Origin of the sequence: Arthrobacter sp. A5 (assembly GCF_051131705.1) — a bacterium.
In the GTDB taxonomy this organism is placed as follows: domain Bacteria; phylum Actinomycetota; class Actinomycetes; order Actinomycetales; family Micrococcaceae; genus Arthrobacter_M.
Window position 1 is genome coordinate 508809 of record NZ_CP180316.1, and the last position, 15686, is coordinate 524494.

General features: G+C 61.5%; 11 protein-coding genes, 1 tRNA gene and 2 rRNA genes. 7 read left to right on the forward strand and 7 right to left on the reverse strand.

Annotated elements, in window-relative coordinates:
• The first annotated feature begins 527 nt into the window (after nucleotides 1-527).
• From ACLLJI_RS02455 to ACLLJI_RS02470, 4 genes are all read left to right on the forward strand, one after another.
• Nucleotides 528-3674, forward strand: a 23S ribosomal RNA gene (locus tag ACLLJI_RS02455).
• Between the two features lie 295 nt (nucleotides 3675-3969).
• Nucleotides 3970-4086: ribosomal RNA gene (gene rrf / locus ACLLJI_RS02460) — 5S ribosomal RNA — on the forward strand.
• A gap of 151 nt (nucleotides 4087-4237) precedes the next feature.
• Nucleotides 4238-5623: an FAD-binding oxidoreductase gene (locus tag ACLLJI_RS02465; RefSeq protein WP_434617510.1), complete on the forward strand. Its 1386-nt coding sequence runs from the start codon at nucleotides 4238-4240 to the stop codon at nucleotides 5621-5623.
• Between the two features lie 93 nt (nucleotides 5624-5716).
• On the forward strand, nucleotides 5717-6403 hold the full coding sequence (locus tag ACLLJI_RS02470; RefSeq protein WP_434617513.1) for a hypothetical protein: 687 nt from the start codon (nucleotides 5717-5719) through the stop codon (nucleotides 6401-6403).
• Nucleotides 6404-6509: 106 nt separating this feature from the next.
• Here the strand turns inward: ACLLJI_RS02470 and ACLLJI_RS02475 are convergent, their stop codons facing one another.
• The 4 genes from ACLLJI_RS02475 to ACLLJI_RS02490 all read right to left on the reverse strand — a co-directional run bounded on the left by ACLLJI_RS02475 (nucleotide 6510) and on the right by ACLLJI_RS02490 (nucleotide 11604).
• The gene (locus tag ACLLJI_RS02475; protein ID WP_434617515.1) at nucleotides 6510-7871 is read right to left on the reverse strand and encodes a DUF4032 domain-containing protein; all 1362 of its coding nucleotides are present in this window, start codon (nucleotides 7869-7871) and stop codon (nucleotides 6510-6512) included.
• 150 nt (nucleotides 7872-8021) lie between these two features.
• Nucleotides 8022-9104 carry an ABC transporter ATP-binding protein gene (locus tag ACLLJI_RS02480; protein WP_283562044.1) on the reverse strand — a complete coding sequence of 361 codons (1083 nt, stop codon included), beginning with the start codon at nucleotides 9102-9104 and terminating at the stop codon, nucleotides 8022-8024.
• Between the two features lie 225 nt (nucleotides 9105-9329).
• Complete coding sequence (otsB, locus tag ACLLJI_RS02485) at nucleotides 9330-10178, reverse strand: trehalose-phosphatase (RefSeq protein ID WP_434617518.1); 849 nt, start codon at nucleotides 10176-10178, stop codon at nucleotides 9330-9332.
• On the reverse strand, nucleotides 10168-11604 hold the full coding sequence (locus tag ACLLJI_RS02490) for an alpha,alpha-trehalose-phosphate synthase (UDP-forming) (RefSeq protein WP_434621108.1): 1437 nt from the start codon (nucleotides 11602-11604) through the stop codon (nucleotides 10168-10170). The genes otsB and ACLLJI_RS02490 overlap by 11 nt, the downstream gene beginning before the upstream one ends.
• A gap of 220 nt (nucleotides 11605-11824) precedes the next feature.
• Between ACLLJI_RS02490 and ACLLJI_RS02495 the strand changes: the two genes are divergently transcribed.
• Together ACLLJI_RS02495 and ACLLJI_RS02500 are read left to right on the forward strand one after the other, a co-directional pair.
• Entirely contained in the window at nucleotides 11825-12724 is a 900-nt protein-coding gene (locus tag ACLLJI_RS02495) for a DsbA family protein (RefSeq protein WP_434617520.1), read from the forward strand.
• Nucleotides 12725-12903: 179 nt separating this feature from the next.
• Nucleotides 12904-12980: transfer RNA gene (locus tag ACLLJI_RS02500), tRNA-Thr, on the forward strand.
• Nucleotides 12981-13083: 103 nt separating this feature from the next.
• On the opposite strand, the gene ACLLJI_RS02505 is transcribed toward ACLLJI_RS02500, so the two are convergent.
• The gene (locus ACLLJI_RS02505; protein WP_434617522.1) at nucleotides 13084-13299 is read right to left on the reverse strand and encodes a hypothetical protein; all 216 of its coding nucleotides are present in this window, start codon (nucleotides 13297-13299) and stop codon (nucleotides 13084-13086) included.
• 13 nt (nucleotides 13300-13312) lie between these two features.
• Here ACLLJI_RS02505 and ACLLJI_RS02510 point away from each other — a divergent pair, with 13 nt between their 5' ends.
• Nucleotides 13313-13714 carry a hypothetical protein gene (locus ACLLJI_RS02510; protein ID WP_434617524.1) on the forward strand — a complete coding sequence of 134 codons (402 nt, stop codon included), beginning with the start codon at nucleotides 13313-13315 and terminating at the stop codon, nucleotides 13712-13714.
• Between the two features lie 34 nt (nucleotides 13715-13748).
• Here the strand turns inward: ACLLJI_RS02510 and ACLLJI_RS02515 are convergent, their stop codons facing one another.
• Nucleotides 13749-14075 carry a hypothetical protein gene (locus ACLLJI_RS02515; protein ID WP_434617526.1) on the reverse strand — a complete coding sequence of 109 codons (327 nt, stop codon included), beginning with the start codon at nucleotides 14073-14075 and terminating at the stop codon, nucleotides 13749-13751.
• A 251-nt stretch (nucleotides 14076-14326) separates the two neighbouring features.
• Nucleotides 14327-15574 carry an ROK family transcriptional regulator gene (locus ACLLJI_RS02520; RefSeq protein ID WP_434617530.1) on the reverse strand — a complete coding sequence of 416 codons (1248 nt, stop codon included), beginning with the start codon at nucleotides 15572-15574 and terminating at the stop codon, nucleotides 14327-14329.
• Between the last annotated feature and the right edge of the window lie 112 nt (nucleotides 15575-15686).

The following is a 15686-nucleotide window of genomic DNA, read 5'->3' on the forward strand; positions in this document are numbered from 1 at the left end:
GCCCTGGTGGTTGGTGGTGGGGGTCTGCAGGAGGCCCGTTGCGCGGACGCAGGTTCCGCGGTGGGTGCTCATGGGTGGAATATTGACAGGACAGGTGCCTGTGGGGTGCCGGCCGGTGTTTGAGTACGGCCCGTGTGTTGTGTTCTCCTTTGGGGGGCGTGGCGGCGGGTGTGGAAAGGATGGTTTTGCGGTTGGTGGTTCCGTGGGTTTCGTTTGGCACACTGTTGGGTCCTGAGGCAACAGGGTTCCGTGGTCTTTTTTGCCTGCTGGTGTGGGTGGAGGGGGTTGCGGGGGTTTGGTGTTTCTGGTGTTCCCGGGCATGGCTGGTTTCCGCGCGTTGGTGTGGTGGCTGGTGTGTGATGGGGTTGTTGTTTGAGAACTACATAGTGGACGCGAGCATCTTAAGAAGCAATTTCTTTGAGAATGTTTGAACCTGGATCTGTTGCATCGTTTCGTGCCTTTCGGGGTGTGGGGTGGTGTGGTGGTTTCATGGTTCTCTCGATGTGTTTTGTTTTGTGATCTTTTGTGGTCAAGTTTTTAAGGGCGCACGGTGAATGCCTTGGCATTAGGAGCCGAAGAAGGACGTAGGAATCTGCGATAAGCCTCGGGGAGTTGATAACCGAACCCTGATCCGAGGATGTCCGAATGGGGAAACCCCGCCACGCGCTCTTTGGGGTGACGTGGTGACCTGCAGCTGAACACATAGGCTGTGTGGGGGGAACGTGGGGAAGTGAAACATCTCAGTACCCACAGGAAGAGAAAACAACAGTGATTCCGTCAGTAGTGGCGAGCGAACGCGGATCAGGCTAAACCGTGTCATGTGTGATAGCCGGCGGGCGTTGCATGGCCGGGGTTGTGGGACTTTCCGTTCCAGCTCTGCCGGGCTGGGGAGGTGAGAGTGTAGGCATAGGTGAACGGTCTTGAAAGGCCGGCCGTAGAGGGTGTGAGCCCCGTAACCGAAATGTTTCTGACACCGCCTGGAGAGTATCCCAAGTAGTACGGGGCCCGAGAAATCCCGTGCGAATCTGTCAGGACCACCTGATAAGCCTAAATACTACCTAATGACCGATAGCGGACAAGTACCGTGAGGGAAAGGTGAAAAGTACCCCGGGAGGGGAGTGAAACAGTACCTGAAACCGTGTGCCTACAAACCGTCGGAGCGAGTCTGATTCTTGTGACGGCGTGCCTTTTGAAGAATGAGCCTGCGAGTTAGTGTTACGTCGCGAGGTTAACCCGTGTGGGGAAGCCGTAGCGAAAGCGAGTCTGAATAGGGCGAGTGTAGTGGCGTGATCTAGACCCGAAGCGAAGTGATCTACCCATGGCCAGGTTGAAGCGACTGTAAGACGTCGTGGAGGACCGAACCCACTTCAGTTGAAAATGGAGGGGATGAGCTGTGGGTAGGGGTGAAAGGCCAATCAAACTTCGTGATAGCTGGTTCTCCCCGAAATGCATTTAGGTGCAGCGTTGCGTGTTTCTTGCCGGAGGTAGAGCGACTGGATGGCTAATGGGCCCTACAAGGTTACTGACGTCAGCCAAACTCCGAATGCCGGTAAGTCAGAGCGCAGCAGTGAGACCGTGGGGGATAAGCTTCATGGTCGAGAGGGAAACAGCCCAGACCACCAACTAAGGCCCCTAAGCGTGTGCTAAGTGGGAAAGGATGTGGGATTGCGAAGACAACCAGGAGGTTGGCTTAGAAGCAGCCATCCTTAAAAGAGTGCGTAATAGCTCACTGGTCAAGTGATTCCGCGCCGACAATGTAGCGGGGCTCAAGTACACCGCCGAAGTTGTGGATTTCGGATAGTAGACAAGCCTTCGTGGTTCAGTCGTCCGGAGTGGTAGGGGAGCGTCGTGTGGGCGGTGAAGCCGCGGTGTAAACCAGTGGTGGAGCCTACACGAGTGAGAATGCAGGCATGAGTAGCGAATGACGGGTGAGAAACCCGTCCGCCGGATGATCAAGGGTTCCAGGGTCAAGCTAATCTGCCCTGGGTAAGTCGGGACCTAAGGCGAGGCCGACAGGCGTAGTCGATGGACAACGGGTTGATATTCCCGTACCGGTGAAAAACCGCCAATGCTGATCGGGTGATACTAACCGCCGGATGCATGACCGTCCGCCCTTGTGGCGGGTCCGGTTTTTTGCGGACCGCGGGACCTGATCCCGGGAGGTAAGCGTATTAACAGGTGTGACGCAGGAAGGTAGCCAAGCCGGGCGATGGTTGTCCCGGTCTAAGGATGTAGGGCGGGTCATAGGTAAATCCGTGGCCCTGGTTTTGATACCGGGTCTGAGATCTGACGGGACCCCCGTGAGGGGGAATTTGGTGATCCTATGCTGCCGAGAAAAGCATCGACGCGAGGTTTTAACCGCCCGTACCCCAAACCGACACAGGTGATCAGGTAGAGAATACTAAGGCGATCGAGAGAATTATGGTTAAGGAACTCGGCAAAATGCCCCCGTAACTTCGGGAGAAGGGGGGCCCCAACCTTGATGACCACGTGCTGGTCGGAGGGGATCGGGGCCGCAGAGACCAGGGGGAAGCGACTGTTTACTAAAAACACAGGTCCGTGCGAAGTCGCAAGACGATGTATACGGACTGACTCCTGCCCGGTGCTGGAAGGTTAAGAGGACCGGTTAGCCCTTGCGGGCGAAGCTGAGAATTTAAGCCCCAGTAAACGGCGGTGGTAACTATAACCATCCTAAGGTAGCGAAATTCCTTGTCGGGTAAGTTCCGACCTGCACGAATGGAGTAACGACTTCCCCGCTGTCTCAACCATAAACTCGGCGAAATTGCAGTACGAGTAAAGATGCTCGTTACGCGCAGCAGGACGGAAAGACCCCGAGACCTTTACTATAGTTTGGTATTGGTGTTCGGAGTGGCTTGTGTAGGATAGGTGGGAGACTGTGAAGCCGTGACGCCAGTTACGGTGGAGTCATCGTTGAAATACCACTCTGGTCACTTTGGACATCTAACTTCGGCCCGTAATCCGGGTCAGGGACAGTGCCTGATGGGTAGTTTAACTGGGGCGGTTGCCTCCTAAAGAGTAACGGAGGCGCCCAAAGGTTCCCTCAGCCTGGTTGGCAATCAGGTGTCGAGTGTAAGTGCACAAGGGAGCTTGACTGTGAGAGAGACATCTCGAGCAGGGACGAAAGTCGGGACTAGTGATCCGGCGGCACATTGTGGAATGGCCGTCGCTCAACGGATAAAAGGTACCTCGGGGATAACAGGCTGATCTTGCCCAAGAGTCCATATCGACGGCATGGTTTGGCACCTCGATGTCGGCTCGTCGCATCCTGGGGCTGGAGTAGGTCCCAAGGGTTGGGCTGTTCGCCCATTAAAGCGGTACGCGAGCTGGGTTTAGAACGTCGTGAGACAGTTCGGTCCCTATCCGCTGCGCGCGCAGGAAATTTGAGAAGGGCTGTCCTTAGTACGAGAGGACCGGGACGGACGAACCTCTGGTGTGTCAGTTGTACTGCCAAGTGCATCGCTGATTAGCTACGTTCGGATGGGATAACCGCTGAAAGCATCTAAGCGGGAAGCCCGCTTCGAGATGAGATTTCCATGCACCTTTGTGTGTGAGAGGCCCCCAGCCAGACCACTGGGTTGATAGGCCGGACGTGGAAGCGGGGACTAAAGACCCGTGAAGCTGACCGGTACTAATAGGCCGATGACTTACACCACACCCCTGACCGGTGAAGCGACTTCAAACGCTGCACCACCACGGTCAGGGAAAAAGATCTGCTGCTTGCGTCCACTATGTGGTTCCCAACCAACAACCCCCACCCCCTGTCACACGACAGGGGAACGGGTTGTCCTGGTTGCACCCTCAACCACCCCATGCCCAACACCACATGGATAACTACACACAGTTGAATAACTACATACAGTTGAATAACTACATACAGTGAAGTTGTAACCCACAAATTTCCCCCAGCACCCACCCAAAAACCCGGTGGTGCCGGTGCGGACAAAGAGTTACGGCGGTCATAGCGTGGGGGAAACGCCCGGTCCCATTCCGAACCCGGAAGCTAAGACCCACAGCGCCGATGGTACTGCACTCGAGAGGGTGTGGGAGAGTAGGACACCGCCGGACACCATTTAGAAAACAAAATGGTTTGAGCCCCGCACACCGTGCGGGGCTCAAACCATTTAACACCCCCCAACACCCCAACGCCCGCCACCGCGGCACCGACCGACTTCATTCGGATCACGTGCCGGCGCCGCTGCCGGGTTAGAGTCGATTCATGCCGGATATCCTCACCAAGCTGCCGCAGTTCCTGACGGAGCTGGGGGGCGTGCTTGCAGCTAACTGCCTTTCAACCGGCGCCGCGGTCCTGCGGGCCTATGCCACGGATCAGGGGCCGGTGACCAGCTACCAGGAACCGGCAGCGGTGATCTGGGCCGAATCGGTGACGGATGTTCAGGCCGTGGTCAAGCTCGCGTCGGCATACGGCGTCGCCGTCGTATGCCGCGGCGCGGGAACCGGTGTTTCCGGCGGCGCACATGCCAGCGACGGCTGCGTCGTGTTGAGCCTGGAGCGGATGAACCGGATCCTGGAGCTGAATGCCGCCGACGAGGTGGCCGTCGTGGAGCCGGGTGTCATTAATGCGGATCTGAATGCCGCCGCGGCCGACTATGGGCTGATGTTCGCGCCGGATCCCGCGAGCTACCGGCTATCCACCGTCGGCGGCAATATCGCCACGAACGCAGGCGGTCTGCGTTGCGCCAAATATGGCGTGACGCGGGACTCCGTGCTGGCATTGGATGTGGTGCTGGCCGATGGGTCGCTGATCAGTACGGGGCACCGGACGTTCAAGGGTGTCGCCGGTTACGATCTGACGGGGCTGTTCGTCGGTTCCGAAGGAACTCTAGGAGTCCTGGTCGCCGCGACAGTCAGACTGAAGTACCTGCCGCTGGAGGTCCGCACTCTTGCGGTGTTTTTCCAGGATTTTCAAACGGCCGCAGCCGGTGTCCTGGCGGTAGGACGGGCGCGGATCCAGCCGTCCATTATGGAGCTCCTGGACGGTGCGTCGTTGCTTGAGCTGGACACCAGACTGGGCTCGGATCTGGTCAGCCGGGGGAATGCGTTGCTGCTGATCCAGACGGACGGCCTGGCAGCCCAGCTGGAGGCCGAGCTGATCACCGCCGCGCTGTCGGACCTCGGCGGTGAGTTGAGCAACGCCGGGCCGGAGGAAGCCTTACGGCTGATGGACCTGCGCCGAAGCAGCCGAGGCATGGAGGGGGATGTGGAAAGCAGTGTTGGAGAAGATGTCGCCGTGCCGCGGTCCCAGCTGGTGCACTACATCTTCGAGCTGGAACGGATGGCGGCCCACCACGAGGTGGGTTTGCGTGTGGTGGCTCATGCAGGCGACGGGAACCTGCATCCCACCTTCTGGGTGCCGGGGACAGATCCGCAGAGCACCGGCGCCCTTGCCGCCGCTCTGAACGAATCAATCGACGTCGCACTTGCCATGGGTGGGACCATCACCGGCGAGCACGGGGTGGGGCAGTACAAACTGCGCTGGCTGCCGCTGGAGCAGCATGCCGAGGTGCTTCAGCTGCAGCGGAAAATACGCAACGTCTTTGACCCGCTGGGGATTTTCAATCCGGGCAAGGCAATGCCCGCCTGACCGGAACTTGCAATCAGCCCCAAGCAGGGGAATGATGCCTGTGGACCCTTTCTGGCTCTGGACGGAGCCCTCACCGATTTCGGAGAGACGAATTTGCGGATTTTACTGGGCGCCATGGCGGCCAAGAGCGTGGCCCTCGTGGCCGTCCTCTTCCTGATGCTGAGCGTCGTGCTGCTCGTGGCCAGCGGCGCCCATGGTGAAACGTCTGGGCCGTCTTGTCCGCTGCATGCCTTGAAGCTTGTTTGCGGCCAGTTTGGGGAGGTCCCGCCCTCCGCTGGGGCGGGGGAGACGTCTGCCGCGGGCGGCCTGGAGAACGCGCGAGCGGAAGCGGAAAGGCTGGCAGCGGAAATGGCGGCTGCCGACAAGCTGGCCGCAGAGCAGGCGGCGGCCAAGGCACAAGGGAACGAAAAACAAGGTGCGCCCGAAGCGCCCGTAGGGCCTGTTGCCCCCGCGATCGCGCCCGTTGCCCCGGCGGCTCCACCCACTTCGGAAGCTGCCACTGCTGAAGCAAGTGTAGAGCCAGTAACGGTCCCAACGCCGATTAGCGAGAGCGCGTGGCCAACTTATACGGCGACGACATCGGCATCGCAGTCGTCCAGCCCGACGGCGTCTGTCCTGCCGGACACGGCGACGTCCACTGCGGACTTAAATACGGTGCGCGCGGGATCAAGTGGTCCGAACCTGTGGACGATTCTGCTGATCCTGGCAGCGGCCGTCGTCGTGGCTGGCGGCACTCTGGCCATCTATATGCTCAACCGCGCCAACGCCGGGCGGCACTGACGACTCCGCACTGACGACCCTGCGCTGGCTACTCTGCAGAGGCGACCCTGAACTGAACACTCCCGGCACCGGCGTGCCCGAACGGACGGTTCGGTGCAGGCAGAAACTAGCCTGATCCTTCACCGAGCGAGCCGCCTTCAAGGATTTTCATGGTGGCGGTATCGGCCGTCAGCATGATGGCGGCCTCGTCGCGGCGGTGCCGCAGTACAGTATCGAGGTACGACTGCACGGCCTCCGCGAGCGGGACGTTGCGGTCTTCCTGCTCGGACATGTACCAGCGGTGCTCCAGCACCTCATGGACCACTTCGGCGGGTTCAAGCTTCCCGCCAAGCTCCCGCGGAATGGAGCGGACAATGGGTTCGAAAACGTGGCTCACCCAGGAGTGCGCGCTGATTTCCTCGTCCTGCCCCGGGTAACTGTCGGCCCGGTAGGTATCCATGTCGTTGAGCAGCCGCCGTGCCTGGTTCTCCTGGGCATCAATCCCGGTCAACCGCAGCATCCGGCGCTGGTGGTGCCCGGCGTCAACCACCTTGGGCTGCAGCTGGATGGTGGCTCCGTCCGGAGTGGTCTTGATGGCGTACTCGCCGACGTCGAAGCCCAATTCATTGAGCCGGCGGATGCGCGCGCCCACGCGCCAGCGCTCACCCAGTTCGAATGACTCCTTTTCCGTCAGCTCGCCCCACAGCCGGCGGTAACTGTCCATGATGAGTTCACTGGTGGCGACGGGATCCACCTTCTCCTCAATCAGCCCGCCCTCCAGGAGATCCATGAGTTCGCCGGCGATGTTCACCCGGGCAATCTCCAGATCGTACTCGCGCTGGCCGGTGGAGAGATCCGGGTACAGTTCGCCGGTCTCGGCGTCCACCAAATAGGCTGCAAAGGCTCCGGCATCGCGGCGGAAAAGTGTGTTGGACAGCGAGACGTCCCCCCAGTAAAAGCCGATCAGGTGCAGCCGGACCAGCAGCAGCGCCTGAGCATCTATCAAGCGGGTGAGGGTGTCCCGGCGCAGCATCTGGGAGAACAGCGCGCGGTAGGGCAGGGAGAACTTCAGGTGGCGGGTGACCAGCACGGGATCCAGGGGTGCACCGTGCGCTGTGGTCCGGCCGCTGATGACGGCGACGGGCTGGACGCAGGGAACGTCCAGGCGCTGCAGTTTGCGGAGCATGTGGTACTCGTGCCGGGCCACGTGCTCGCTGGTTTCCTTGATGGCAATGATGGACCCACTGAGGTGGGCAAAACGGACCACGTGCCGGGAAATCCCCCGCGGAAGCGCCGCCAGGCTTTCTTCGGGCCAGTCTTCGAGGGCAATGTGCCAGGGAAGATCCAGCAGTTCCGGATCCGCGGTGGCGGCGGTGATGTTCAGCGAGCCCATCACGGCCGCCGGCGGGGTCACTGCACGCGGCAGCTTCCCCCTCTGCTCGAAATCTGTGGGCTCGTCCGTCCACTTGGCACCGGCTGATTCCGTCATGGGTCAATTCTTCCTTAACCTTCGGTTAAACGTTGTGGTCCCGGGTTCCCTGGTCGCCACGCGGCGCGGGGCGCCTTGGTCGACCACCGGGAATCCGGGACCACAAGTTCAGCCGGTCCCCGGGAAGCCGGGACCAGGGAATACGGTCAGCTAGTCTCCGAGCCGCAGACCGGACGAGCTGTCAAACAGGTGTACGTGACCCTGCTGCGGGCGGACGTGGATGGTGTCCCCCTTCAACGGTGGGCGGCGGCCGTCCACTCGGGCCACCATGTCATGATCCTTGCCGTCCAAGGTGGTGTGTCCGTAGATATACGCGTCGGCGCCGAGTTCCTCGACGACATCGACCTCCACCGGCAGTCCTTCGCCTTCGGGTGCCGTTTCCAGATCCTCCGGGCGCACGCCCAAGGTGACGGTGTTGCCCGCGGCAGCCTCCAGCACGTCCCGCGGCACCGGGTAAACAATCCCGCCGAACTTCACGCCGCCGTCGACTACGGGCAGTTCCAGCAGGTTCATGGCGGGAGAGCCGATGAAACCGGCCACAAAAACGTTCAGGGGCTTGTCGTAAAGGTTGCGCGGAGTGTCGACCTGCATCAGCAGCCCGTCCTTGAGCACAGCCACGCGGTCGCCCATTGTCATGGCTTCAACCTGGTCGTGCGTGACGTACACGGTGGTAACGCCAAGCCGGCGGGTCAGCGAGGCGATCTGGGTGCGGGTCTGCACGCGGAGCTTGGCATCGAGGTTGGAGAGCGGTTCGTCCATCAAGAAGACCTGCGGATTACGCACGATGGCGCGGCCCATGGCGACACGCTGGCGCTGACCGCCGGAAAGAGCCTTGGGCTTCCGGTCCAGATATGCCTCGAGATCCAGCAGCCGGGCGGCTTCCTGCACCCGCTTGGCGCGTTCCTCCTTGGGAATACCGGCAATCTTCAGGGCAAAGCCCATGTTGTCGGCCACCGACATGTGCGGATAGAGCGCGTAATTCTGGAAAACCATGGCGATGTCGCGGTCCTTTGGGGGAACATCGGTGACGTCGCGGTCGCCGATCAGAATCCGGCCGGAGTTAACGTCCTCGAGGCCTGCCAGCATGCGCAGCGAGGTCGACTTACCGCAACCGGAGGGTCCTACGAGGACGAGGAATTCGCCATCGGCAATTTCAATGTTGAGCCTGTCAACAGCGGGCTTCTCGGTGCCCGGGTACAAACGCGTAGCGTTGTCGAAAGTAACTGTAGCCACAGTCTTCAATCCCTTCATCGGCAGGTACGTGCCGAACGATCCGTAGTGAATGGTTTGTTTTATTCAGTTATGCGGCGCCGCTTCCCGAAGGAAACCGCAAAGTTGTGCGGTGCGTCACAGCATCATTATGGCACACATAACGATGTGGGATTTTCACTGCGCGGAATTGATAGTCCTCCATAGACCCTGCACGGTTTTGTATGGCGCTGCTTTACTGCGTGACTTTCACTGTGCGGATTTGTTGAGATACGTGGTTCGCCGCGAAAGTACCAGCTCCAGCAGAGGTGTAACCGCCTCCGGTGAGCCGATCCGGAACCGCGCGGCGGTCTCCCCGGCACCGACCTTGACGCCGACGTCGTCGAGCTCCAGCGCCCGGAAGCCGTGCTCGTCGGTAACATCATCACCCGCGAAGAGCACGGCCGTGGGGTGCGCGGCGCCGCGCAGAACCCGCAGACCGTCGCCCTTGTCCGCCTTCAGCACCGAAACTTCGAGCACCCGCTTGCCCTCGCTGACGTAGACCCCGGGCAGCGCATCCAAAGCTTGGTGTGCCTGCGCGACGGCGGACGCGGCCACCAGTTGCTCGGCCAGGCGGGTGTGCAGCACCACACCGGCCGGCTTCATTTCGAGCAGCGTCCCCGCATGCCGGCCGGCGATGTCCTGCAGAATTGTGCTCGTCCGCGCGAGCAGCTCAGCGCCGGCGCGGCTCAACGTCAGCGGCTCCGCGTCCGGCCCCAGCCAGACCTCCGCGCCGTGGCTGCCAATCAGCAGGCTCTCCCGTGGCGGAGTGGCAACCACCCGCAGACTGGCAAGGGCGCGCCCGGAGATGAGCGCCGTCGTCGTACTTGGCAGTTTCGCGATGGCGGCGAACGCCGACGCGGTGGCCGGGAGCGGCCGTGCGTCGCCGGCGAGCGGGACCAGCGGGGACATGGTGCCGTCAAAATCCATCGCCACCAGCAGCCGGGGGGTACGGCACAGACCGTCGACGGCGGCCGTCAGCTCTGTGGGCAGACTGGTCAGGCCGGTGGGCACGCCGGTCAGTCCGGCGGGTTTTCCCGGGGGCCGCTCAGCGGTCATCGCGGACGGCTTTTTCGTCCAGCGCGATCAGGAAGTCCTGCGACCAGCGCTCCACGTCATGGTCCAGGACCTGCCGGCGCATGGCCCGCATCCGCCGGCTGGAGGCGGCCGGGCTGAGGTTTATGGCGGCCATAATGGTCTCTTTCAGTCCATCAATGTCATGCGGGTTGACCAGCAGCGCCTGCCGCAGCTGGTCCGCGGCCCCGGTGAATTCGCTGAGCACCAGCGCACCGGTGTTGTTGATCCTGGCCGCAACGTATTCCTTGGCCACGAGATTCATGCCATCGCGCAGGGCGGTGACCAGCATAACGTCGGCTGCGAGGTACAGGGCCACCATCTCCTCCACCGGATAACTGTGGTGCAGATACCTCACCGCGGTGTTCTGGATGGTGTCGAACTGGCCGTTGATCCGGCCCACCGTGCCCTCGACCTCTTCGCGCAGCAGCCGGTAGCTCTCCACCCGCTCACGGCTGGGGCTGGCGACCTGGATCATCGACGCGTCCTCGACCTTGACGTTGCCCTCGTTGAGCAGTTCGCCGTAGGCCTTTAGCCGGTGCGAGATGCCCTTGGTGTAGTCGAGCCGGTCCACCCCGAGCAGGATGGTCTTGGGATTGCCTAGATCGCTGCGGATCTGCCGGGACCGCTCGACCACGTCCGGGCGCTGGGCCAGCTTCTGGATCTGGTCCACGTCGATGGAGATGGGGAACGCCTCGGCCCGCGCGATGTGGCTGATTCCGCCGTCGGGATTTCGGACATGCACCTGCTGCTGTTTCACGCTCGCCCCCAGGAAACGCCTGGCCGAGCGCAGGAAATTGGCCGTGTCATTGGGCCGCTGGAAACCGATCAGATCCGCCCCGAGCAGACCGTCGATAATGGCCCGGCGCCAGGGCAGCTGAGCGAAGATCTCCGGCGGGGGAAACGGGATATGGTTGAAGAACCCGATCCGCAGATCCGGCCTGCTCTGCCGCAGGTACCGCGGCACCAGCTGCAGCTGATAGTCCTGCACCCAGACGGTGGCGCCTTTCGCCGCGGAGCGGGCTGCCGCATCGGCAAACCGGTGATTGATCCTGCGGTAGACGTCCCACCAGGTCCGGTGGAACTCCGGCGGCGCAATGACGTCGTGATAGAGCGGCCAGAGCGTCGAATTTGAGAAGCCCTCGTAATAAAGCTCAACCTCATCATTGCTGAGCGTCACCGGGATCAGGCGCATGCCGTCGTTGTCGAAGGCCTCCACCTCCTCATCCGGCGCACCGTGCCAACCCACCCAGGCGCCGTCGGCCTTGTTCATCACCGGGGCAAGAGCGGTGACCAGTCCGCCGGGGGAGCGCCGCCAGCCGCCTTCGCCTTCGGACGCCGGGACCCTGTCCACCGGCAGCCGGTTGGACACGACGATGAAGTCGTAGTCTCCCTTGGGGGCGTCGCCCATCGGCTTGCGCTCGTGAATGATCTGGCTCGGACGTGTCTGAGGATCTGACAACAGTGTCTCCCGCGTTCGTTTGGTGCTTAGCTGCCAGCTTATAGGCACCGGAATCATCCGTCCCGCTGGCACGTTATCCGGAGCGTGAGAGAAGCTCCCGGGTTCTTCCCCTAAAATGGGGAAGTTGCCGCCGCGTGGCAAGCTGCCGCGCCCATTGACACGAGGAACTATGACCCCCCAGAACGAGCCACGGCTGAGCAAGACCGAACGAACTGCACAAGCGCGTGAACAGGCCCGCCGGATCCGCGAAGCCCACGCGAAGAAGGAGAAACGCAACGGCTGGCTGATCCGCGGCGGCGTGCTGCTTGCCGCCGTCGTCGTTGTTGTTATTGTCGCTTTGCTGATCGTTCAGGGGACCAAAAAGCCGGAGGCCATCGCGGACAGCGGTCCGGTTCCGGCCAACGCCAATACTTACGGCGGCGTGGTGCAGGACCAGAACGGCGTGGTGAAGAACGCTTCCCCGGGCGAGGTTAATAAGGCAACCCTGCCGGCGGCGCCAACGGCAGCTGCGGCCAGCGCCGCTGCCACCGATCTGGCCTCCATCGGCATCGCGCCCAGCGCCGACGGCAAGCCCGTTCAAATTGTGGCCTACATCGACTTCATCTGCCCGGCCTGCAACCAGTTTGAGACCAAATTCGGACCCCAGCTCAAGCAATGGCAGGACAGCGGGAAGGCGACCATCGAGTACCGGGCCGCCGGGATTTTGGACCAGTTCTCCACGACCAACTACTCCTCCCGCTCCGCCGCGGCGGCTGCCTGCGTGGTCGATACGTCACCGGATAAATTCGCCGACTACTTCACCCAGCTCTTCGCCCAGCAGCCGGCGGAAAACAGCGCCGGGCTGAGCAACGATCAGCTCAAGAAGATAGCCAAGGACGTCGGAGCCGCGGACATCAGCGGCTGCGTGGACAACAAAACCTACCGCCCGTTCGTCCAGTACAGCACGGCGACCGCGCATGCCCACGGCGTCAACGGCACACCGACGGTCTTTGTGGACGGCAAGCAGTACACCGATACGACCGTTGCGTTCGACGCGTTCGCGCAGCCGATCATCGACGCGAAGAAGTAGCCTCGGGTCCGGGCCGGCTAGCCCGGACAGTCCGGACTGCTCCGGGCAGGGAGCTCTTTCCTGCCCGGAGCAGCGGTTCCTGGGTCCTGGAGCGCGTTGGGAATTTAGCGTTGCGCGCGCCCCTGGGCTAGTCTTATTTAGCTGGCTTTCGGGCCGGCCGGCTGGCAGTTGGTCAGCACGCCTCCTTAGCTCAGTTGGCCAGAGCACCTGTCTTGTAAACAGGGGGTCGCCGGTTCGAATCCGGCAGGAGGCTCCAGAAAGCCCGGAATCGTTGGGTCTTTGGTAGTTGGAATGGCCCCAATATGGGGCCAATCCAACTTAGGTCTCCACAAACTCTCCACATTGGGCCTCCATATTCATCAGTTTTCATCCTTCTTAGGGGTCGGCGGAGGCTCTTCCTTCGGGCTGAAGGCATCCACGACGGCCCTGGTGTCTAGGGCCTCCTGATACTCCTCAATGTAGTGCTGTTGGGTCATGGAGACCTTTGAATGTCCGGCCTGGTAAGCGGCCGCCTCGACTCCCATTGCCCTTGCGATCAGAGCGGCGTTGGCCTTTCTGAAAGTCTTCAGAGTCACCCAGCCATAGCCGATGGAGTTTGCGACCTTTCGCCACGTCTTGCCGACGTTGTTTGCATCGCACCCAGTGCCAGCCCACGGGGTCCGGCATATGCCGGAACGATCTTGCCGCCACCAACGGTGCCCCAAGATCTTCCGCGCAACGTTTAACGGCGTCGCGCTTGATATTCAAGCAACGCACGAAGCGGTGATCATCATGAGTCCTTGCACCAGCGAAGCTTTTGAAACACCTGATACCACAGTGGATCAGTTCCTCACCCGTCGGCCCGATCACGACATTCCTGTCGACCAGCTGATGAGGGCTGTCGAGGGCGTTCGGCCCTATGTGAAGATTCATCTGGGCAAGTTTGGGTTTTGTGACGGTGTGGACGTAGGTGCCTCCTGTGCCTTCAATCCGCGCACGTTGAGTCAATAAACTAGGAGCAGTCCGAGAGTCAAGCGTTTCGCTGTCAATCGAAGCCTAAATCGCGTGAAGGGGGTGCCCCCAGCGCACCACCAAGCCTGTCATGGAAATGGGTCGCCGTCGCCCCGGCAATGAGCGCTGTGACTCGTGCCTTAATGTCGTTGCGGAACAGACGCATCCGCCCCATGCCATCGATGCGACGCTGGGACGGCTCGTCGGTGGCACAGGGCGGCAAACGCCGTACTGTCGAAGGTACGCCGCCCATCTCGTGGGTCAATCCCCGGCACGCCGGGGCGAAGCGCGACAGGTAGCGGAGGCCCGGACAAATCACATCAGCGCAGATCAGCACCATCAGACCGATGCTCAGGTGCATGCGGGGCGGCCAGGGGCGTACCGCGACCGGCCGGCGCACTCGCCGCCGATGAACAAGTCCCGCCAGCCCGGGCAGCCTCCGCGCCCGTCATGATGCGCTCTGTACTGGTATGACCTCGTGGAAACTCCGGCGGCGCAGGAAAACCGGATCCACCCGGATAACGTTCTGTGGGCCCTGATGCAGTGGGGTGCGACCGTCGGTGGGGTATCGCTTATTCCCCGGCTTGCCTGATGTTGGAATGAATGGATTTTTCAACCTCTGGAAGTTTTCGACTCGGGGGAGTGGCGGGCGCCCGGCGGGTATACACCTGAGTTGACAACCAAACCCTGGTCGGGCCCATCGACAGCTTCGCCCGGATGGATGAGCGGAACGTTGAGGCTGATGGCGTTGTGCAGGGCCAATCCGGCGGCCCCAACGGCATCCTCGGACTCGGTCCATGACTTGACAGTGATGTCCAGCGGAAGCAGGAACTTCAGCACCGTTTCATCCAGGCCGCGGCGGAATCCGTCGTCCAGGTATTCCCAGAGTGACATGGTTTGACCGCTCACGATGATCGTGCCGATACCAAGCAGGTTGACGACGCCGCCCACGGCGCGGCCCACGCGGTGGCCAGTCTCGGCCAGGAAGTCCAGGACGGCCGGATCGCCGACTTGCGACGCCGTCAGCACGCCGGACAGTGATCTGGGGCCGCCGGTCGCCGTTGCTGTCCTTATAACTTCGTTCAGTCCTGCGTAGACCTGCAGACAGCCGTAGTTTCCGCATACGCACAGGGGTCCGTCTGGGTCGATCGACATGTGCCCAAACTCTGTGGAGGAACCGGTGGAGCCATAAAAGACCTTGCGGTGGTTGACGATTCCCAGGCCGACGCCGAATCCCAGGCCCAGCAGCAGGAAGTCATCCTTGTTGCGGCCGAGCCCAAAACTCACTTCGCGGGTGGAGAGCGCAAAGAGGTCGTTGGAGACAAAAACGGGCTTGTTGAGGGACCGTTCCAGCTGGGCGCCAAGCTTGAAGTCGCGCCAGTTCAAGGTGGCGGAAATCCGTACCGTGGAAAGTGCCTGGTCCACCGCGCCCGAGACGGAAATTCCAATCGCCACCACGCGCTCTGGATGCTCCATGGAACTTTGCTGTTCAATGACCATAGCCTTGAACTGGCCCAAGGGATTGGATGACGGATCGAATGACGTGGTCCGTGCGTCGGTGATGGTTCCGTCAATGAGCATGGACACAATCGTGACGTTGGTGGGCGTCACGCTCATGCCGATGATGACAGCAGATTCAGCCACCAATTCGACTGGGACCCTAGGACGGCCGGCACCGGCCCGCGCATCGGCAGGCAGCTCACGCACGTAGCCATCACTCATGAGACGGCGTACCTGTGCGGTGACGGTCGCCGGTCCCAAGTTGAGCTTCTTGGCGATTTCGCTGCGGCTTAGCTTCCCCAGCTGCCCCAGCAGGCCAAGGATTTCCGCGCGGCTCACAGCGTCACGGGTGGGGCTCATGTGTGGGCGGATGCCTGCTGTGGAAATAATTACCCCTCCTCCTTGACTGTGGGTCCAACTGTGATTACGCTAACACCACACCAATAATTCGGCGCCGAATTAATTATGCACC